This window comes from Raoultibacter phocaeensis, assembly GCF_901411515.1.
Classification (GTDB): Bacteria; Actinomycetota; Coriobacteriia; order Coriobacteriales; family Eggerthellaceae; genus Raoultibacter; species Raoultibacter phocaeensis.
Window position 1 is genome coordinate 1,466,162 of sequence record NZ_CABDUX010000002.1, and the last position, 19,549, is coordinate 1,485,710.

Consider the following 19,549-nt stretch of genomic DNA (forward strand, 5'->3'; position numbering starts at 1 on the left):
TTCGATTTCGCACCGCTTTCGCGGCTTGTATCCAAGCAACCCATCAGCAGCCGAAGCGCCGAACCAGGTGGGGGTTTGGGCCCCTCTTGAGTAATCAGCTTGCATACTTTAGCACATGTGCAAGCGATTGTGCGGATGTTTTTCCGAAAACGTAGGTTTCTGCACGAACAGGACGCCTGGGAACGCCCGAGGACAGAGAGCCTACCGATCGAACAGCGCGTCGAAATCTTTGCGGGAATGCACGCCGAACTTGTCGTAGATCCGGCTGGAATGAGCGCGCACAGCCCCGTTCGAGATGAACAGCTCCTCGCTGATTTCGGTCGCGCTCTTCCCCTTCACAAGCAAATGGAACACCGTCGTCTCGCGTGCCGAGAGACCCCTCGATGCGGCGATGTCCTCGAGCCGTTTTCGCTCGGCCGATTCGCCCTCGGGCTGAAACCGCGAATAGTCGCGCTGGCTTCCCAAAAGCGGAACGAACACCGCGATGCCCGCCGCAAGCGTCGCCAAAATGGTCACCGTCACGAGGACGCCCCTGTTCCACGACAGGTTCAAATGCATGAGCAGGATGGCAAGATCGGCCGCGATGAGGGCGAGGATGCGGATGCAGGATCCGGGCAGCATCGCTGACGTTCTGCTCCGATACGCGTTCGAGCATACCATGGTGTACACCAAAAGGTCGAACGCCGAATACGCAGCACTCACCATCACCTGGGAAAACGAAAGGGATATCCCCAGAAATTCGACACCGATGAGGCCCACCGTCATCAGCGGCAACGCGATCGCGTAGAGAATCGTACGGTCGAACCGATCACCCATCTTGAACGCGAGGATCAGGATGACGAGAGAAGGCAGGAGGTTTCCCACCCCCGTCTCATGCGTCGAATGGGAAAGCTGCGTCGCACTGCCGCCCACCCCGTACGCGAAGGCGAACACGCACACGAACAGAAACAGCATACCGTACCCGGAAAGGCCCTTGGCGCCGAGCCCCTCGCGAGGTCGGTCTTCGGCAATCGGGATGGCGCTGAAGCAAAACGATACCTGGACAAACGACGTGGCCGCCAGACAGATGATGACGAGCGTGCTCAAGAGCTCGTCGACTCCCGTGATGATCGGCAGCAATACGAAACGCGCTGCGAACGAGATCGCGAAAACCTGGATCACTTTCACAGGGGGTAGGCACCCGCAGAACTCGATCCATTGCCCGAACAGCATTCCCGCTCCCGCGCCGATAAGGACAAGGCTCGCGAGGATCGCCGTTTCGCCCGGATCGAGTCCGAGCACCACGCCAAGCGGAACCAAGCACCCGACCACGATGAGAGCGCTCGGCAAGATGAGCAGCACGCTGCTCCTCCGATGTTTGTCGAAGCCGTAGCACAAGATGAGATAGACGATCAAACCCACGACTTTACCGACGTCGACAAGCAGAAAAAAACTTTCGCCGACGAACAGCGGCGGCACGCCCACCTGGGTAACCGTCGCATTGAACCATAGAGGCCATTCATGAGCGCATCGATAGATGCCCATGCCGATACCAGCATAGAAGATGAGCGCGTTTTTCCGAATGAACGCGAACAGCTTTTCGAGAAACCGATCCACGAACAACAGCCTCCATCGCAACCGCGAGAATGCGCGGACAATGCACGGATGATACTCGTTTTAAGCATCCTGCACAACGTTTAAGCACGTTTAAACATCCGTGCGCACTTGCTTGGCAGTAGGGTGTGCTCGATTCGAACCCGTCGCTGTGCAGGCATTGAAAAAACCGTGCACCTGCAAAAGGGTCGAACGACCAGACTATACGTACGGAGGAAGGGAAGCATCATGCAATCATCGAAACGAACCCAGCTGGATCGACGCGGTTTCCTCAAGGGAGCCGCAGTCGGCGCGGCGGGACTGGCAGCATTCGGGCTTGCCGGCTGCGCGCCTGAGGCGCAAGGCGAAGCGGGCGGGCAGGCGGCGAAAGCACCAGAATCATGGGATCGCGAAGTCGATGTCGTCGTCATTGGCAGCGGCGGCTCGGGACTGTCGGCCGCTATCGAAGCTGCGGGGGCAGGGGCGGACACGCTCGTGCTCGAAAAGGGCAGCGTCGTGGGCGGAACGACCGCGCTCTCTGCCGGCATCACGCAAGCCGCAGGAACGGAATACCAAAAGAAGTTCACCGAATATCCGGACGACACCCCGGAAAACCACTTTAAGTGGTACATGGCGCTCGGCGAGGAGTGGGTCGACGAAGAGCTTGTGAAGGATTTGGCCTACGGGTGCCCTGAGGTTATCCGCTGGTATGTGGAGGATCTCGGTATCACGATCGGCGATTTTTCAGGCCAATCGCACGTGCCGTATGCCGACGAGTACTACGCCGTGCGCATCCACCGTCCCGACGGCGAGGGCGCGGGTCTCATCGCGGCAATGAAGGCGAAGGCCGAAGGCAACGGCGCAGTCATCGAAACCGGAACCGAGGTTACGCGTCTCATCACCGACGCCGAGGGAGCCGTCATCGGCGTCGAAGCCGAAACGAAAAAGGGCTCCGCTACGATCAAGGCGAACAAAGGCGTCGTCGTCGCCACGAGCAACATCGACCACAACACCGAAATGGCCCGCCAGTTCTGCCCGCAGCAGGTATGGGCGATGGAACTCGCCGATTGTCTGAGCGCCCCCACCAATACCGGCGACGGCATCCGCATGGGCATGGAGATCGGTGCCGACATCCGCAACCTCGGAAGCGGCATGGACGCGATTCTCGACCTCAAGCTCACTTCGGGCAAAGACGCTTGGGGCCTCATCTTCGTGAACCAAGCAGGCACGCGCTACGTTTGCGAAGACGCGCACTACGCCTACAAAACCCGCATGCAGTTCCAGATGGAGCGCTCGACGGGACACCCCTGCTACGCAGTCTGGGCCGAAAGCAACCTTGAGAACTGCCGTGCATGGGATGCAACCACCATCAACGATGCGGTAGCCGACGGCACCGTTGTCGCAGCCGCTTCGATCGAGGAACTCGCGGCTGAGATCGGCGTCGACGCTGCGGGCCTCGCGAACACCATCCAATACTGGAACGACGTCGTGGTTGCCGCAGGCGAAGACAGTCAGTACGGCCGCATCAGCGGATTCGAGCGCATCGAGGGCGCGACGTACTACGCGAACCGCATGCGCCCCGAAATCATGGGGCCCTGCGGCGGTCTGCGCATCGACGTCGAGGCGCACGTGCTGCGCCCCGACGGCTCGCAGATCCCCCGCCTGTTCGCAGCGGGCCTGTGCACCGGCGGCTGGGTCGGGCCGTTCTACCCCGGGTCGGGCACGGCTATGGCCGCGAACGCGCACTTCGGAAGGAAGGCTGGGAGAAACGCCGCGGAGATGGCGTAACGACCCAATGGATGCGAAACGAGGGGGCCATCCCGCCCCCTCGTTTCGTGCGACACAAGCTATCTGCTTCCGCTACAAGCTATCTGCCTGCCTCTTGCGAAGCAGCGTCAACGGCAATGCGCCCGAAGACGTAGCCTTGACTCAGGCCTGACGTGTAGAGCAACCCTTCTCGAATCTCCGAGGATGCGCACACCTCACCGCAGGCAAAAAGACCCGGTATCGCTGTACCTTGCTCATCGAGCACGTGGGCGTGTTCATCGATATCAAGACCGCCGTACGAGTAGTAGATGCACGGTTCAATGCTCATTGCGTAGTAGACGGGACCGGTTATCGGAGCGAGGTACGTCTCCCTTCCGAAATCTTCATCGACGCCAGCTTCCATCATTTCGTTGTAGCGGGCGACCGTTGCCGGAAGCCCCGGCGCGTCGATCTCTTCAGCCAGCTCTTCGAGAGAGCTTCCCCCAAGAACAATGCCCTCGTCGAAATACTGTTCAAAAAGATCGTACTCCTGGCGGATGGTTTCATCGAACACATAATAGGCCCTGTGCTCAGGCTGTTTCATGCCGAGCTTTCCTGCAGTGTCGTAATGGGAATCTTCCGCATGGAAACGGTCACCGTCGATATTGACGACGATGCCAGGCGCGCTTGAGGGGGGAACCGACATGTCGGTCATGCTCTCGGTGCTGACAAAGTACGTATGCTCGCCAGCATCGAGAGCAAATGCAGCGGCTCCGATATCCTGAGCCATGATCAACCCGTCGCCTTCGGCTCCGGCACTCGATATAACGCGGACGCCTACGTAATCAGGCACGTATTCAGCCACCATTTCGGGATTGTTGGTAAAGCCCCCGGTAGCCAGAACGACTGCCGAACCCGTATACAGCTCACCTTCTGCGGTAGTCACGCCAACGACACGACCTTCTTCGACAACAAGGGTTTTCGCTGCGGTTTTCGTTCGTATGTTGACGCCCGCATCGATGGCGATCTGTTTGAGGAACGCAATCAAGGCGCCCCCCGCTCCTTCCACGTTGTGGGCTCGCGTATCCCAATCCTCGATCGGTAAGAACCCTAAGCCCCTCGCATTGAGGTCGTCGACCATTTCTACCGCCCCTTCGTAGAGAATGCGGCAGAGAGGTTCGCCCTGCGAGGTGAACTGAGGATCGGGCAACTTCATGTACTCGATATAGGCGTTCACTGAATCGCCGCCGTAACCCTGCGTTTCCTGAAGCTTCGTACCCGGCGCATGAATCGTCCCGGCGCTCAGAGCCGAGTCGCCACCGACCATGGCTTCTTTTTCCAGGACAATTGCCGATTTACCCGTCTCTGCTGCCCTGATCGCCGCACCAAGACCGCCGACCCCTCCGCCAACGATGACGAAATCAGCTGCTACCGATTTCGTGGCATTTTTTTCTGCTTCTTCTTTCGAACACGCGCTCAAGCCCCCGATCGCCATGAATGACGCTCCAGCAACGGCTGCGAGCTGAACGAAGTTCCTTCGAGTAAGATTTGCTTTCATGATGGTTCCCTTCTCCCTATTTTCCGACCCATCGGTCGCATCGAGGAAACCATCGGCTAAAAAAGAGCAGTACGCATCCCTTGGGCGAGGGTAAGCGGAAAATACCCTTGTTTTAGGTATGCGCGACGAGGACTTTCGATATGGCGCACGACGACATACCGATATAATCGTGCTCGAACGATTCGGAGGCTAATGAAACGCTTACGGGCAAACATAACATGGGAGGCCTGCGGCTTGGGGCTTTTTTGGGCATGGTGTTATTGCCTCTGGTTCGTTCCGAATTTGTATTCGAGCGGCACCGTCGTATCGCCGGGCCAGAATTACTCGTGGCTCGTCGTGCTCGGATCGGCTGCAGTAATTCAGTTTGCGGTGCCCGCATGCCTTAAAACGCGTCGACTGTCGTCGCATCCCTCACTGGCCTATCTCGTACCGACAATCACCTGCGTAGGCACGATTTGTATTGAGCTTACGAGTACCGTGCTTCCCCTCGAATGGCTATACTACCTCGGCGCAATTGCCTCTGGAGCATCTTCTGCACTCCTGTGGCATCTCTGGGGAGACTACTATGCTGCAGCGAGAAACGACAACGCCGAGAGCATAGCCCTCGGTTTCGGAATAGTCGTTCTTTTTTCGGTCGTCATCACATCAATCTTGCCCCACGTGCTCTCAAACGCCTACGTCGCGGCAACACCGCTCGCATCGGGAGCAATCCTCGCAGGTGTAAAGATGCGGGCGAAAAAAGCAAACTATCCAACGCTTTTGCCGAAAGCAACAAGGAAGACAAGCAGAAGCGCCATTGCAAAAGTCTGCATGATCGCCTTTGCCGTCTGTGTTATCTGTACGTTCACTTGGGCGTCCATTCCGCTCGAAACCCTTCCCCTCAAAGACGATGCCATGTCGATCGGCGTCGCGGTAGGAGCCATCTTCATGATCGCAGCCGCGCTCCCGAAGCTCCTCTTCGATGAACCCATGCCAACGGCAAAGATCCTCAGTTGGATGGTATTCCTTGCCGCCGTTGCATTGGCGCTTTCTCTTGTCGGCAGCGAAGAACTCGCATCCGCCTCCTACATCGTCAGCCTGGCTTCTTCAGTTGTCCTCGATGTTCTGCTCGCGACGTATTTTGTGGCTCTCGTCGTCAAAGGATACGTTGCCTCTTCGACCGCGTTCGGATACAGCGAAGGCTTCATTTGCGCGGGCATGCTTGTCGGTAACATGCTGAGAAACGGTCTCGCCTCATATGGACTGCTCGAAACCGATGATATGCTGTCTATCGGATTGTTGTTGATATGCGTACTTTTTGCGTTGCTCATACTGCTTAACGAACAGCGCCAAGGCATTCACGAAATTATGACCGCGCCACCCGTCGCCTCGGACATCGAGCGTAATTGCGCAGCGATTGCCGAGGAGTTCTCCCTATCGAGCCGCGAGTTCGAGATACTTGTCTTGCTCGGCCAAGGACACACAGCCCAAAGCATCGCCAAAAGGATGGTCATCTCGCCCTTGACCGTACAGACGCACATCAAGCACATCTACCAGAAAATGGATATCCATAGTCGAACAGAGCTACTCGATTACATCAATCTCCAGAAAACGGAATTCAGCAGCCGATAAGGGTATTTCGAAGCATGGTATATGCGATAAAGCCGAGTGCGTTGATAACGGAAATATTTCTTTTGGTTTCCAACCAGTTATGAAACAATTATTTCTGTTATGGGTAGAAAGCGAACAACGGTGATGCCGAGTTCTCGGACAGCGCTCGTCCAGATGGGCGACAATCCCTCACTCGGTTTCTCGCGCACAGGTTCTTAGTTCTTATCCTCGTACAGCTCGATCACCGCGCCGTCCTTCTCGACGAACGCGAGGCGCACGCCCGGGCCCGCATCCATCGGGCCGCAAATCGTACGGTCGGCATCTTCTACGTAGCGATCGAGGTCGTCGACCGCGTAGGCCACGTGCCACCGGCGATGCAGCTCCTCGGGAAACGGCGTGCCCTCTTCGAACTTGAGGTACTCGATTTTGTAGTCGTAATCGTCGACATCGGACACCCAGAATTTCATGTCCTTGTTATACGTCATGTTCGGTTTCTTCTCGGTAATCGGAATCCCGATGTGCATATACGTTGCAGTCATAGTAAACCCTTTCAAATCGCTGGTCGGTACTGCGTCACTTCATCGAGAACAGCTCCATGGCGGCCTCGGCATCCGCCTGCATGGCTTCTGTTGCGGCATGCGCGAGCGTATGGAAGTACTTCGGGTGCTCTTCGGCCAGAACCCGTTCCACTCCGCGCACGCCCGCGTTGCTCATGTAGCTGAAGTAGTTGATCTTGCGGATACCGCATTCGATCGCGTGGCGGGTATCCCCAGCCGAGAGACCCGATCCTCCGTGCATCACAAGCGGCACGCCGCAGCGACGCTTCAGCTCGGCGATGCGATCGAAGTCGAGGTTCGGCTCGACTTTGTAAAAGCCGTGCACGGTGCCGACAGAGGCGGCGAGCGCATCGACGCCGGTCGCCGCCACGAAACGCTCCGCTTCGGTAGGGTCGGTGTAGACGTTCTCGCGCATATCGTCGGCGTTTTCCAAACCCTCGTGGCCGGTTGTGAACCCGATTTCGGCCTCCACATCGACACCGCGCACGTGGCACATCTCAACTACTTTTCGCGTCATGCGCACGTTCTCTTCGAACGGATCCTGGCTCCCGTCGTACATGATGGCCGTGAACCCGAGGCCGAGTGCCTTCTTCACATATTCCAGATCTTCGCCGTGATCGAGCATCACGCACACCGGCACGCTCGCCTTCTCGGCGCACATCACCATGATCGGCCCGATCAGGCTGATCGGCGTTTCCGCCTCATGGAGCTGCGCATGCTGGATGATCACCGGCTCGCCTCGCTTCTCGGCCGCGCCGATGGCGGCGAGGAGCAGTTCGAGATTCGGCGTATCGAACGCTGCGGCCGCGCATTCCATGCGCTCGGCCCACGCGAGGACTTCTCTCATCGATGCGAGCATGGCGCTACTTCTTCAGGTACGGCGTGGTGCAGGGCGCGTTCCACAGCCGCAGGAGCTCGTCGTCCATGCGGGCCATGAACATCTGGAAGCCCGCCTGCTCCTGCACGGTGAGCATCTCACCCACGAAGTTTGCTACAACCTCGATATTCTTCTTCTCAAGCTCCTTCACGGCCGCGCGGTACACAATGAGCTGCTCCATGAGCGTCGTCGCCCCCGAGCCGTTGATGATGAGCATGACCTTCTCGCCGTCTTCGATGCCGATGTCGGCGACCAGTGCATTCACCATAATGGCTGCCGTTTCATCGGCCGATTTCATCGGCTGGCGCCCGCCGCCTTCCTCGCCGTGCTGGCCCATGCCGATTTCCATTTCGTCGTCGCCGAGATCAGCGAGAAGCGCTCCTGTTTGGGGATGGGTCGCACCGCGCACGGCTACCGCAAGCGTGGCCATGCTGTCTGCGAAGCGCTGTGCGACGGCGGCGACTTCTTCGAGGCTTCTGCCTTCCGCAGCCGCAGCTCCGGCGATCTTGTAGGTGGGAATGCAGCCGACGAGGCCGCGGCGGTCGTCGGCGTTCTCGCGGGGAGCGTTCGAAACGTCTTCCTGCGTGACCACCTTCACCACGTTCAAGCCCTGTTTTTTACACTGCTTCATGGTCATATTCCCCGTGAGCATGTCGCCTGCGTGGTTAAGCACGATGTAGAGCACGCCTTTGCCCTTGTCGGCGAGCTTGATGGCATCGACGCATGCCTGGGGGCCCGGAGCGGCGAACACATCGCCTACGACATCGATGTCGACCATTCCCTCGCCTACGAATCCCTCGATCGCCGGTTCGTGACCGCTGCCGCCTTGCGTCACAATGGTCACGCGGTCGGCATGCCCGAGCTTTTTGTTGATGACCATGTTCTGCTCGCCAAGCTCGATGATATCGGGGTTGGCCATCGCCAAGCCTTCGAGCAGTTCAGAGGTGAGGTTGTCGGGATCGTTGATGAACTTCTTCATCTTCATGGTGCTTCTCCTGTCGATCGATGACGTGTCGGGCGCGCCCGAAAACGAACCTGCCGCTCAAGGCGGCAGGATGAAACCGAAGCAAGAAACTCAATCCGCTTGAGCGGCCAGGTACCCTTCGTAAAGCCCGTGGATGAACAGCGAGGTGGAAACGGCACCCGCATCGGGCGTGCCGATGGTAGCCTCCTTGTAACTTTTCGCTCGGCCGAACTTCGACGCGTAGCGTTCGGAATCGCGTGCGCCGGCCGCGGCTCCGTCGCTTGCCGCTTCCAGAATGGCCTCGACGTCGTCGGCTGCATCAGCGGCAGCCCCGCAGGCGGGAATGAGCGCGTCCATCATGGTCTTATCGCCCACCTGAGCCGTCGTGATGTCCTGCATCTCTGAAAGGCATCCGGAAAACATGCGCTTCACCGCATCGGGGCCGAGCTCGTCCTCGTCATCGTCGAGCTCATAGCCCAAGCCGCTGATGAGCGTACCGTACAACGGCCCCGCCGATCCGCCCTTTACCTCCATAGCCTTGCATCCGAGCGCATCGAGGAAGCTCCCGATGGGCTCGCTGTCCCATGCGGCTACCTCCTGGTCGATCAGTTTGGCTATCTTCGTCATGGTGATGCCGTGGTCGCCGTCGCCGAATTTCGAATCGATCTCGCTCAGAAGATCGCTTTCAGTTGCGAGCGCCTGCGCGCTTTCGGCGAGCATGGCCGACAGTATCCGCTTGTCGATCAACGCGAACCTCCTCTTGGACGGTGTTTCGTCACATCGAACTCTACCACGCGGCGTCAGGCGAGGTCAATCGGCGGTACCGGGCGTTGCATGCACGCTACGCGGCAGGCTCTTCAGCCGGCGGCTCTTCTTCGCCCGGCTCCTCGGTCACCTCGGCTCCCGGAGTTTCCAGATAGATGTAAATCTGCCGTATCGTGTCGGCGAGGTTGCCCGAAGCGTTCGCGAGCTTGTAGTCGTACATGAGCACGGCAGACCAGTTGTATTCGGTGCCGCCGATCTCGACGGTACCCGAGAACGAACACCGCTCCTGCACGAGCGTCGTGCCGTCCGAAGCGTACGTGGAGTACTCCGTCTTATCGTCCGGAAGCTCGACGGTGCCCGCATCAACCTGAATACCTGCTTCGCCGAGCGTCTTCTCCACGATGTTCTCGTTTTTGACCGCATCGGCAAAACTGAGCGATCCGAATCCGAGCGCTGACATGGCAGCGGAATAGCCCGTCATCACAATCGCGTCGTCCTCGTCGAGGCCGAGATACACCGTCGGCGTTCCGAGCCTTGAATCGGCCGGCTCGTCGGTGAGAGCGACGGTGAGCGAACGCTTGACGGGATTGCCCTCCTCGTTCACCTGCCGTTCGCTTGAAACGGTAGCTCCGCGCTTGAGCGTCTCCACCGCTTCGTCCTCGGTCATGCCCATGAGTGCGGAAAGATCGGGTACCTCGGTGGTTTTCGCCGTTGCCGTCGATGCATCTTGAGCTTCGTTTTGGGAAAGCGCGTCGACTTCCTGATCGCTTTGCTGCTGAGCCTGCTGGATCGCCAGATTCTGACTTTCCTCAAACAGGGTCCAGGTGAAGTACGCGAGCGCTCCGATGAGCGCAATGAGCAAGATGACCACGGCGATGAGCAGTCTGCGCATGCGCCGAGATTTTCTCTGCTGCGCCGTAAGTTCCGCCTTCGGCTTCTTGCTGCCGTGCCTACCCTGCGCCGCCGCTTGTTCGGCAACCACCATCTCGGTCTGCAGGGGCTCCTCGTTGTCGAAGAGCAACGGCGCGTCTACCTCGGGTTCGAGGCTTTCGACCGCATCGGGATACTCGTCTTCCAGAAATTCTTCCGTACGTTTGTCGGTTCGTGCATGTTTCGGCATCGTGTAAACCTTCCTTGCGAACAGCGCGAAAAGCGCTCGAGGTCAGCGATATTCTACCGTAAGAACAGGTAGTAGACGACGAACCCGACGATAAAGAGGAACACACACCCGATAACGGCCTTCTGCGTGTTCGACATGGGCTCGACGGTTTCGAGGTCTTCTTTGGTGGTTTCGCGGTAACGGGGTTTCTTTTGCCGCGGCGCGACAGGCTCGCTCTCCGTCTCAGCGGCCTCGGCGTTGCCCCCGGATGCCCGCTCGCTATCGGCTTCGATCGAAGGATCAAGAGCGATACCGGCTTTTCCATGGTAGTCGCCTTCGCGCAGGGCGCCTCCCTCATCGGCGCCTTCGGCCGGCTCGGACTGCTCGCCTTTGGCCTTGCGCACACCGGTTTGGATGACGATCTCTTCGTCGTCTCCGGCGTTCACCGATATGAGGGAATATGTATCGTCTCGGTCCATGGGCACCCTTTCGCGTATAGAGCGATTATAGATTGATTCTAAGCCCTGATGCCCTTGTCCAAATAATATCCATTGGCCGAGAAGCGCTTGCGATAGGTCGTGAAACACGCCATGACGATGGCGATGGTGTTGGCAGCTGAAAGCATGAGCATGACGACGATCTGGTACTTCGCCGCTGCAAGAGGATCGGCCCCCGCAAGCAGCTGGCCCGACATCATGCCAGGAATCGTCACGATACCCGCAGCCGACATAGAGGCGAGCACCGGCGTCATACCCGCTCCGATTGCGGCCTTGAGCGACGGGAACGCAGCTTCGCGCGCGGTGGCCCCGAGCGCGACGAGCGTGAACATCTCGTCTGAGCGGGAGTCCATGTCTGAGAACAGCCGATCAATGGCCACAGCTATGGCAGACATGGCGTTTCCGATGATCATACCTGCTATGGGGATGAGCTGCCGTGCGTTGTACCACGGATCGGCATGGATGACGCCCTCGACCACAATGAGCCCGACTGCAACCGACGAGACGAACAACGAGATGAACACAGCGAAGACGAGGCCCCTGACCTCGCTTTTAACACGCGATGTGGCAATCTGGGTGGCTGCGGAGATCATGAACACGAGCACGAGCAGCACAAGCCACCACGTCTGCCACTCGAACAGGTATTTGAGCACGAACCCCGCAGCGAGCAGCTGCACGAAGCAGCGTACGATCGAAACGGCGATACGTTTGGTCTGGCCGAGTTCGAGCTTGTACGACACGAGGCCCGCCACGAGCATGAGCGCGCTCGCTGCGAAAAGCTCCAAGTAGCCGATATCGACGACGCCGGCGTCCATCAAAGCTCGCCTTCCTGCTGCGACTGGCTGCAACCAGTCGCACCGTCCGCCTTGCGATACGCAAGCAAGCCCCCCGAAAGCTCGAATGTCCCCGCAGCAAATCCGTCTGCCGCACGATGGCGAATGCGCATACAAGTCATACGAGGCCCCACGAGCGCTTTCGTGAGTCTGCCGACGGCGCACGCCGATTCGGCATCGAGCGCCGCATCGACCTCGTCGAGTAAGAGCACGGGCGGGCGCGTGGCGAACGCACGCAGAAGCGCCACGCGCGCCTGCTGGCCGCCCGAAAGCTGCGAAACGTCGCGGGCGAGCCCGACATCGTGCAGATCGGCTTTGGAAAGCAGGTCGGATAGCTCGTCGTCTGACGGGACCGACTCGCCTGCATGCACCTTGAGCGTCCAGGGCAAAACGAGGTTGCGTCGTACGGTTCCCGCGACGAGCGCGGGCTTCTGCGGCACGAGGCACACGCGGCGGCGCCACAACGTCGCTGCCATGGAATCGCTCGACACGCCGTCCAGAAGAAGCTCGCCTCGATCTCGCGCGAGCATGAGCGCGCATGCGCGCAGAAGCGTCGATTTGCCCGAACCGGACGGACCCACAAGATCGTAGATCGTCTGCTCTTCGAGCGCGAACGAGACGCCGGAGAACAGCGGCACCCTCCCGCCGTCGCGCGGGTAGGACACCGACAAGTTTCTGACCTCGAACAACGCCACGGTTTACTTCTGCCGCCTATTCCACCACCACGCGCCCACAAGCAGCGCGCAGAAGACGATGTCCGCGAATGCCGCCGCCGATCCGTTCATCGCACGTCCTTTCGCCCACGGTTCCTCGAAACGGTAAGGCTTTCAGTATAGCAAGGCCGATCGCCCCGCGAGCGCTCAGCCCCGTTTCGTTACCCTCAAAGAGCACAGAGGGACGGTCCTTTTGTGCTGTATCGATCTACGTCGCACTTTCGGATCGAGCAAGGGAGCACAAAAGGACCGTCCCTCTGTGCTCCCCCTCTGTGCTCCCCTCCAGCTCGGTTACTGCACGCCTGGGATACTCGGGATGGTGGCAAATCCTACCTCGAGCTCTTCGTCGGTTGGGATGTGGTCGGTCATCTCGCCTCGGTTGAACGCATCGTAGGCGAACATGTCGAAGTAGCCTGTGCCCGTGAGGCCGAACAGGATCGTCTTGGCCTCGCCCGTCTCGGCGCAGCGTTTCGCCTCTTCCATGGCCTGGAAGATGGCATGGGCGCTTTCCGGCGCAGGCAGGATGGTCTCAAGCCGTGCGAACTCGACTGCGGCGGCGAAGATGTCGGTCTGCTTGACGGCCACGGCATCGAGGAAGCCGTCCGCCTTGAGCTTCGAGACGATCGGACTCATACCGTGATAGCGAAGGCCGCCCGCATGGTCGGGACTCGGCAGAAAGCCGCTGCCGAGCGTGTACATCTTGGCGAGCGGGCAGGTTTGGCCCGTGTCGGCGAAGTCGTAGGCGTAGCGCCCGCGCGTGAGCGAGGGGCAGCTTGCAGGTTCGACGGCGATGAACCGCGTATCGGGATGGACTCCCTTGATCTTGTCGCGCATGAACGGCGCGATGAGACCGCCGAGGTTCGAGCCGCCGCCCGCGCAGCCGATCACGATGTCGGGGTACTCTCCGAGCTCCTTGAACGCCTCGTACGATTCGAGGCCGATGACGCTTTGATGCAGCACCACCTGGTTGAGCACCGAACCGAGCGTGTAGCGCCCTTTGTTTTCGGGAATGTTGAGCGCGCGCTCGACCGCTTCGGAGATAGCCGTGCCGAGCGAGCCGCTCGAATCGGGGTTCTGGGAGAGCATCTTCTTGCCGATCTCGGTCGTATTCGACGGCGAGGGCGTGACGTTCGCGTTGAACGTTTCCATGACGCTGCGGCGAAACGGCTTCTGCTCGTAGGAGCACTTCACCATGAACACATCGAGGTTGAGGCCGAAATGGTCGGCCGCCTCGGCGAGCGCGGTGCCCCACTGCCCCGCCCCGGTCTCGGTTGTGATGCCGTCGAGATCCTGCGCTTTCGCGTAGTAGGCTTGCGCGATGGCGGAATTAAGCTTATGCGAGCCTGAAGTGTTGTTGCCCTCGAACTTGTAGTAGATCTTAGCAGGCGTGCCAAGGGCTTTTTCCAGGTTGTACGCACGGCACAACGGGGAGGGACGGTATATCTTGTACATCTCCTGGACCGGCTCGGGGATGTCGAAATACGCAGTCTCGTCGTCGAGCTCTTGCGCCACAAGCTCGTCACAGAAGACTGGAGCGATATCCTCAGGCTTCGCGATCGCGCCGTTCGTCAAGCGCATCGGCTCGGGCGGCTCGGGCATGTCGGCGCGCAGGTTGTACCACTGCGTCGGAATCTGATCTTCTTTGAGGTACAGACGATGCGGTACTGCTTGTTCCATGACGGTTCCTTTCGTTTCGTTTCAACACGTACCTGCGCTTCGGTTTCGCCCTTGGTGCGCCCGCTTCGCGTGGTTGTGGTTTCCCGGCCAGCCTGCGTTCGCGCAACAAAAAAGCTCCCGGATCACCGAGAGCTGTTCGTTTTGTATGTAAGCGAGAACAGAAGCTTCGATAACCCGAATTATTGCGTTCCGTTCCACCACCAAGCACCGTTCATCGACGCGCGTTGCGCGGTTGCGATGAGAGCGTTGTTCTTGATCGTGAACATGCGAACCTTTCATTCGAGTTGCCGGTTAGTATAGCGCAGATGCCGAGAAACGCAAGAGCGGCTGTGCGGAATATTCCCGTGGAATATTCCCTGGGAATTATTCCACGGGAATATAAACCTATGGAAATGCCGAGAGCGAGGCGAAACCACAGGCTGCACCTCGGCAGCGTCAGAGGAACCCCGAGTCGGCCCCGAAACCGTTAGCGCTTCGCTCTTGCCCGCATACGTCGATAAGCGAAACCGCCGGCAATACCGGCTGCGGCAAGCGCCAGCAGAGCCATGCCCGAAGAGACGGCGATATCGTCGCCGGCGCGAACGCGGGCGCCCCCGTTGCCGTCCGCGTCGGCGGTGTTGGTTGGGTCGGTGATGCCGGGGGCGATTTCCGCCGCCATGACCGTGAGCGTAAAGGCCTGTGCGGCGTCGGGTGTTACGCCGTTTCGAGCCGCAACGGTGAAACGGTATACGCCGACCGCGGTTTCAGGCGCTATCGCGAGTTCGCCCGTGGTGCCGTCCATGCTCACCCCTGCGGGCTCGCCGGACAACGAGAAGGCGGGTGCCGGGTTACCCGTGGCCGTTACCGAAAAACTGCCGCCGACGCCCTGCGTGACGCAGCAGCGATCAGCCGACGTGATTACCGGAGCGCTGTCGATCGGAACCACCTCGGGCCGATAAAAGGTAATGGATAGCTTCGGAAGAGCCGAAAAACTTTCTTTTGCGACTATGTTGAACGGGAGGGAATACCCCAGGGCCGTAAGGTCGACGGTTGCCGGCTGCGAGGAGTCGTACGCAGATTCATCCCATGCAACCTCAGCATACACAGTCTGCGTTACGAATGAATATATTCCCGTGGCCTTGGCCGATATTGTATTCGGCAGCTGCGCGTCCACAAGGCTCGTGCCCATTGGAAGCCTCAGCGCAAGCTCGTCGTCGAAGCTTTTCAGGTAGTAGAGGTAGGCGTTTCCGCTCGGAACGCTTTCGCTATTGCGATGGCTGACCCCGTCGCCGTTCGCCCGAACGGAGAAATACAGCGAGATCCGCCCTCTGCCGTCAAGGGGCGACAGGCCGTCGAAGAAGCTTTTCGCGATTTCCTGCATCCGGGAGGTTACGTCATAGGACGTATCGGTTCCGGTATAGACTTCTTCCGCCACATAGTTTTCCGCCGCGCTTCCATCGGGACGGTTCACGTAGAGCGTGTACGATACGGCATCCGAAGACGGATCCCACTTGGCAACGCCCCCGCTCCACCTGAGGTTCGTCGGCGGAGCTGCATCGGGGATCACCGGTGCGGAAAACGCCTTCAACTCCGGCCCGGCATCGCCGAAAGCCCAGAGGGACGGATCGAACCCCGGGAAATTGGCGGGATCTTTGATTTCCCGAGCGTCCAAGCCGGCCGTCCCCGGAGGAGACGGGTTAAAATCGCCGATGGCGAACACCGGCATGTTCGACGGGCCCTGTAAAAAACGAAGGGACTCGTATACGGGGCTGCCATCGCCAGAACCAACCAACGCGCCGGCAAAGGGATCTTGATCAGGTTGCGAATCGTTTGTTGTTTCCGCGTAGCAATAGGAAATCGTATTGTTGTCATCAAGAGCGCCCGCAATGCCGCCCAGCGCCGTCACGGCCGACAGAGTCACCTGAGCGTAGCAGTTGCTCACCGTCGAATCGAACATGGTGGCGGCGATTCCGGCAGCCCAATCCCCGTGGGCCATGCCCGAGACACGACAATTCTCGATTCTGCTAGCATCACAGTAGCCTACTAGAAGAGCCGCACCGTAACCTTCGTGGAAATTGTTGACAAAGGCCCCTTCGATGTTCAGGTTCTTGAGGGTCGCCCTGTACGTAGCCGAGAACAAACCCGCTTCTTCGTCGAAATCGGCAACATGCAGACCGCTGACGGTATGTCCGTTTCCGTCGAGCGTACCGCTGAAACCCCTGAAGGTAGGGTACTGCACCGCGCATAGGGGCTTCCAACTCTCACCCGTCAAATCGATGTCGTTCATAAGAACGTAATCGGCCGACGGGTTGTCTTCGATCGCCTTCAGCTCGGTAACGTTTCGTATTTCTATTGTTGCCTGTGGCGCGGAGGCATCCGCCAACGCAACGGCCGGTGAAAGCATCAACGATAACGCGACCGCTAGGCAGAAAGCTCGCTTGATGATCTTGATTTGCTTCATGACGATCCTCCATGAACAGGTCGCGCGTACAGCAAAAATATATATCTATATTGCTTGCAGTAACCAGTACAGTATACCCGCAAAAAGAGATGGGGCCTCGAGCGAGCTGACTGGAAGTGCGCGATACTGCGAGAAAAACTTGAAAATCCGTGATTGCGCCCCCACCCTTTACAAAACTAGCAATCGCTAGTATATTTGCTAGCAACTGCTAGTTACAGCACCGAAACAACCATACCTCAGCCGAAAGGAGGTCCGCCATGCCCCGAAACGCCAGTCGCAACACGAAAGCCGCCATCCTCGATGCAGCTATGCAGCTGTTTTCCGAACGGGGCTTCCGCTCCACCACCGTACGCGACATCGCCGCCGAAGTGGGCATCAAGGACGCCTCGCTGTACAACCATTACCCGAGCAAGCAGGCCATCTTCGACGCCATCATCGAACAGGCGATCGAGAACATGGGCGGGGCCTTCCGCAGCCGCGGCGCGCTGTTCCTTACCACCGACGATCCGTCGGGCTACGGAAACATCCCGCTTGGCGCGCTCACCGAGAAAATCGTGAGCACGTTCGAGTACCTGTTCACCGATCCCTACATCGTGCGGACGCGAAAACTCCTCGTCATCAACCAGTTCGAGAACCAGCGCACGATGGAAGTGTACCGCCTCATCTTTTCCGAACAGCCGCTTCGTTTGCAGGAAACCGTTTTCACGTACCTGATGGGCACAGGCGAGTTCAACCGCGCAGACGCCCGTCTGCTCGCACTCGAATTCTACGGACCCGTGTTCCTCATGTTGCACAACGGCACGCCGTGGTCCGAAGCACGCCCGATCATCGAAGCACACCTCGCCTCGTTCTACCTCTCTCACGCCTCGAAAAAGGAGCTCCCATGAAACCCGTCGTCGTCTACTGCTCGCAAACCGGACACACCGAACGCTACGCCCGGTGGCTCGCCGAAGAACTCGGATGCGAAGCGATCCCCCTCAGCAACCGAAACACCGTGCGAATCGACGATTTCGATACCGTGATCTTCGGAAGCTGGTTTCATGCCGCATCGATTCCCGGCTCGAAATGGCTCAAGCAGCAGATAGCCGCCCATCCCGACAAGCGCTTTGTGCTGTTTGCCACCGGAGCAAGCCCCATGCCCGAGCAAGGAGGCTCGGCCGAAGAAATCGAGGAGGCGTTTCGTCGCACGTTTCCCTCGAGCGAGTATCCCGATCTGCCGTGGTTCTACCTGCGCGGCGGTTTCTCAATGGAAAAACTCGGTGCTGTCGACCGCACGCTCATGAAGCTGTTCTTCAAGCGCACCTCCAAGCTTGCCGAAACCGATCCGAAGGCCGCTGAGGCGGACGCGGACATGCGCGCTGGCTTCGACGGGACCGATCGAACCTACCTCGAACCGCTGCTCACCCACATCCGCAACCTCAGCGCCTAGCCTTATGCAAGATACGAAAGCAACCGAGATCGGAGCATCGATGAGCGCATTCTTCGTGCCGGAACAACCTGAGACCGACAAAGACTGCGACACACGCAACGCCGAACCCCATTGCGAGCTGCGTTCGAAAGACGATCGCAAGCCGCACCGTTACGAACAGCGTCCCCGAACCGACTGCGAGCAGCACCGCTTTGCCGACCGCGAGCCGCGATTCAAAGTCGATATCGCCCTGCACATCATCTGCGCCCTGAACGGCGTGTGCGCCGCTGTCTTCGGGGCGATCATGATGATAGGGGCAGACGATGCGCCCCTGGGCCTTTCGGAACTTTTGCCGCTCATCCAAACGATGCCGCTTCCCGCCTTCATGACCGAAAACCTCTTCTGGCCGGGTCTTGCCCTCCTGCTCGTAAACGGCGTTGCCAACCTCGTTGCCGCCTCGCTGTTTTTCGTTCGACCCCGCCTGGCGCGAAGATGGGCCCTAGCCGCAAGCATCTTACTTATCTGCTGGTGCGCGTTCGAGATGCTGTACTTCCCGAACGCCGCCTCAATCGTCTACCTGATCGTCGGAATCGTGCAAGCGGCGCTTGCCTTGGCATCTCGCTTAGAGGATTCGGTGCTCCGCCGATAAACCGACGTACGCCCGCCCGGAGCACCGATGCGCCAGATGGCCGTCAGGTGCCATGCTGGGTCGTGTTAATATTGAGCGGCGGAGCCCCCAAAAGCCCAATAATTGTCGCTGTGAAGGGTTTCGTAACGCATTACCGATACAAACAGATTCCTCGATACCGATAACCCCTGTTCACCAGCTCATTGGTTCCTCGGTGCATGCGTCAGCCTACCGTTTGCGCATCCCGTCGACCCTTTATAGTCCGCCGAACGCTTCACAACGGCGGTTTTTGGGCTTCGGGCGGCCTTCCGCCGCTGAACCGCCGCCGGGACATGCCCGCGCCCCTCGCTGATCCCTTGTGCCGATTCTGGTTTGACAGCGGGCTTTGGCGGACATCATAAGTCGCCGCCACCAAGTCGGCTTCGGCTGCCCCGAAGAGGGCACTAGCCCAGCAAAGACGGCGATCGTAACCGGTTCGCAACGGTTCCGATGGTGATCCGCGAACCCCGCGTCAGCACTGTCGCATTCGCGGTATCATAGTCGACGATACACGAACAAGCGCGTCCTACCCGACTCGCCCGATCGGCCCGATCGGCTCTCGACTGACAGCTTGAGCCCTGAAAGC

At 59.2% G+C, this 19,549-nt stretch carries 17 protein-coding genes; 5 read left to right on the forward strand and 12 right to left on the reverse strand.

Annotated features, from left to right (window positions below):
* Nucleotides 1-201: 201 nt before the first annotated feature.
* Nucleotides 202-1,596, reverse strand: coding sequence for a helix-turn-helix transcriptional regulator (locus FJE54_RS14190; RefSeq protein ID WP_139653448.1), 1,395 nt, complete (start codon nt 1,594-1,596; stop codon nt 202-204).
* Nucleotides 1,597-1,821: 225 nt separating this feature from the next.
* Between FJE54_RS14190 and FJE54_RS14195 the strand changes: the two genes are divergently transcribed.
* On the forward strand, nt 1,822-3,360 hold the full coding sequence (locus FJE54_RS14195; RefSeq protein WP_139653836.1) for an FAD-dependent oxidoreductase: 1,539 nt from the start codon (nt 1,822-1,824) through the stop codon (nt 3,358-3,360).
* A 79-nt stretch (nt 3,361-3,439) separates the two neighbouring features.
* On the opposite strand, the gene FJE54_RS14200 is transcribed toward FJE54_RS14195, so the two are convergent.
* On the reverse strand, nt 3,440-4,876 hold the full coding sequence (locus FJE54_RS14200; RefSeq protein WP_139653449.1) for an FAD-dependent oxidoreductase: 1,437 nt from the start codon (nt 4,874-4,876) through the stop codon (nt 3,440-3,442).
* Nucleotides 4,877-5,068: 192 nt separating this feature from the next.
* Between FJE54_RS14200 and FJE54_RS14205 the strand changes: the two genes are divergently transcribed.
* Entirely contained in the window at nt 5,069-6,487 is a 1,419-nt protein-coding gene (locus FJE54_RS14205) for a helix-turn-helix domain-containing protein (protein WP_139653450.1), read from the forward strand.
* 194 nt (nt 6,488-6,681) lie between these two features.
* Here FJE54_RS14205 and FJE54_RS14210 read toward each other — a convergent pair whose 3' ends face one another.
* The 10 genes from FJE54_RS14210 to FJE54_RS14255 form a co-directional block, all read right to left on the reverse strand.
* The gene (locus tag FJE54_RS14210) at nt 6,682-7,005 is read right to left on the reverse strand and encodes a VOC family protein (RefSeq protein ID WP_139653451.1); all 324 of its coding nucleotides are present in this window, start codon (nt 7,003-7,005) and stop codon (nt 6,682-6,684) included.
* A gap of 34 nt (nt 7,006-7,039) precedes the next feature.
* Nucleotides 7,040-7,882, reverse strand: a complete 843-nt coding sequence (locus FJE54_RS14215; protein WP_139653452.1) for a class II fructose-bisphosphate aldolase — start codon at nt 7,880-7,882, stop codon at nt 7,040-7,042.
* Between the two features lie 4 nt (nt 7,883-7,886).
* The gene (locus tag FJE54_RS14220; protein WP_139653453.1) at nt 7,887-8,885 is read right to left on the reverse strand and encodes a dihydroxyacetone kinase subunit DhaK; all 999 of its coding nucleotides are present in this window, start codon (nt 8,883-8,885) and stop codon (nt 7,887-7,889) included.
* A gap of 90 nt (nt 8,886-8,975) precedes the next feature.
* Nucleotides 8,976-9,611: a DAK2 domain-containing protein gene (locus tag FJE54_RS14225; protein ID WP_139653454.1), complete on the reverse strand. Its 636-nt coding sequence runs from the start codon at nt 9,609-9,611 to the stop codon at nt 8,976-8,978.
* A gap of 94 nt (nt 9,612-9,705) precedes the next feature.
* Nucleotides 9,706-10,749 carry a histone-lysine N-methyltransferase gene (locus FJE54_RS14230; RefSeq protein ID WP_139653455.1) on the reverse strand — a complete coding sequence of 348 codons (1,044 nt, stop codon included), beginning with the start codon at nt 10,747-10,749 and terminating at the stop codon, nt 9,706-9,708.
* Nucleotides 10,750-10,802: 53 nt separating this feature from the next.
* Nucleotides 10,803-11,207, reverse strand: coding sequence for a hypothetical protein (locus FJE54_RS14235; protein ID WP_139653456.1), 405 nt, complete (start codon nt 11,205-11,207; stop codon nt 10,803-10,805).
* A 38-nt stretch (nt 11,208-11,245) separates the two neighbouring features.
* Complete coding sequence (locus FJE54_RS14240) at nt 11,246-12,040, reverse strand: ABC transporter permease (protein WP_139653457.1); 795 nt, start codon at nt 12,038-12,040, stop codon at nt 11,246-11,248.
* Nucleotides 12,040-12,753 carry an ABC transporter ATP-binding protein gene (locus FJE54_RS14245; RefSeq protein ID WP_139653458.1) on the reverse strand — a complete coding sequence of 238 codons (714 nt, stop codon included), beginning with the start codon at nt 12,751-12,753 and terminating at the stop codon, nt 12,040-12,042. Before FJE54_RS14245 ends, FJE54_RS14240 begins: the two co-directional genes overlap by 1 nt.
* A 309-nt stretch (nt 12,754-13,062) precedes the next feature.
* Nucleotides 13,063-14,448 (reverse strand): TrpB-like pyridoxal phosphate-dependent enzyme, encoded by a 1,386-nt coding sequence (locus tag FJE54_RS14250; protein ID WP_139653459.1) that lies wholly within the window; start codon nt 14,446-14,448, stop codon nt 13,063-13,065.
* 466 nt (nt 14,449-14,914) lie between these two features.
* A complete protein-coding gene (locus tag FJE54_RS14255; RefSeq protein WP_139653460.1) occupies nt 14,915-16,888 on the reverse strand; it encodes a putative Ig domain-containing protein in 1,974 nt (657 codons plus the stop codon).
* A gap of 257 nt (nt 16,889-17,145) precedes the next feature.
* Here FJE54_RS14255 and FJE54_RS14260 point away from each other — a divergent pair, with 257 nt between their 5' ends.
* Genes FJE54_RS14260 through FJE54_RS14270 form a run of 3 tightly spaced genes read left to right on the forward strand, consistent with a single transcriptional unit; the run spans nt 17,146 to nt 18,945 of the window.
* The gene (locus FJE54_RS14260) at nt 17,146-17,775 is read left to right on the forward strand and encodes a TetR/AcrR family transcriptional regulator (protein WP_139653461.1); all 630 of its coding nucleotides are present in this window, start codon (nt 17,146-17,148) and stop codon (nt 17,773-17,775) included.
* Nucleotides 17,772-18,317: a flavodoxin family protein gene (locus FJE54_RS14265; protein WP_139653462.1), complete on the forward strand. Its 546-nt coding sequence runs from the start codon at nt 17,772-17,774 to the stop codon at nt 18,315-18,317. Before FJE54_RS14260 ends, FJE54_RS14265 begins: the two co-directional genes overlap by 4 nt.
* 40 nt (nt 18,318-18,357) lie before the next feature.
* Nucleotides 18,358-18,945 (forward strand): hypothetical protein, encoded by a 588-nt coding sequence (locus FJE54_RS14270; protein WP_255467449.1) that lies wholly within the window; start codon nt 18,358-18,360, stop codon nt 18,943-18,945.
* Nucleotides 18,946-19,549 lie beyond the last annotated feature (604 nt).

Coding starts and splice junctions, on each gene's coding strand:
- FJE54_RS14195 (WP_139653836.1), top strand. CDS start 1,822: ATGCAATCATCGAAACGAACCCAGCTGGATCGACGCGGTTTCCTCAAG.
- FJE54_RS14200 (WP_139653449.1), bottom strand. CDS start 4,876: ATGAAAGCAAATCTTACTCGAAGGAACTTCGTTCAGCTCGCAGCCGTT.
- FJE54_RS14205 (WP_139653450.1), top strand. CDS start 5,069: ATGAAACGCTTACGGGCAAACATAACATGGGAGGCCTGCGGCTTGGGG.
- FJE54_RS14210 (WP_139653451.1), bottom strand. CDS start 7,005: ATGACTGCAACGTATATGCACATCGGGATTCCGATTACCGAGAAGAAA.
- FJE54_RS14215 (WP_139653452.1), bottom strand. CDS start 7,882: ATGCTCGCATCGATGAGAGAAGTCCTCGCGTGGGCCGAGCGCATGGAA.
- FJE54_RS14220 (WP_139653453.1), bottom strand. CDS start 8,885: ATGAAGATGAAGAAGTTCATCAACGATCCCGACAACCTCACCTCTGAA.
- FJE54_RS14230 (WP_139653455.1), bottom strand. CDS start 10,749: ATGCCGAAACATGCACGAACCGACAAACGTACGGAAGAATTTCTGGAA.
- FJE54_RS14235 (WP_139653456.1), bottom strand. CDS start 11,207: ATGGACCGAGACGATACATATTCCCTCATATCGGTGAACGCCGGAGAC.
- FJE54_RS14240 (WP_139653457.1), bottom strand. CDS start 12,040: ATGGACGCCGGCGTCGTCGATATCGGCTACTTGGAGCTTTTCGCAGCG.
- FJE54_RS14250 (WP_139653459.1), bottom strand. CDS start 14,448: ATGGAACAAGCAGTACCGCATCGTCTGTACCTCAAAGAAGATCAGATT.
- FJE54_RS14255 (WP_139653460.1), bottom strand. CDS start 16,888: ATGAAGCAAATCAAGATCATCAAGCGAGCTTTCTGCCTAGCGGTCGCG.
- FJE54_RS14260 (WP_139653461.1), top strand. CDS start 17,146: ATGCCCCGAAACGCCAGTCGCAACACGAAAGCCGCCATCCTCGATGCA.
- FJE54_RS14265 (WP_139653462.1), top strand. CDS start 17,772: ATGAAACCCGTCGTCGTCTACTGCTCGCAAACCGGACACACCGAACGC.
- FJE54_RS14270 (WP_255467449.1), top strand. CDS start 18,358: ATGAGCGCATTCTTCGTGCCGGAACAACCTGAGACCGACAAAGACTGC.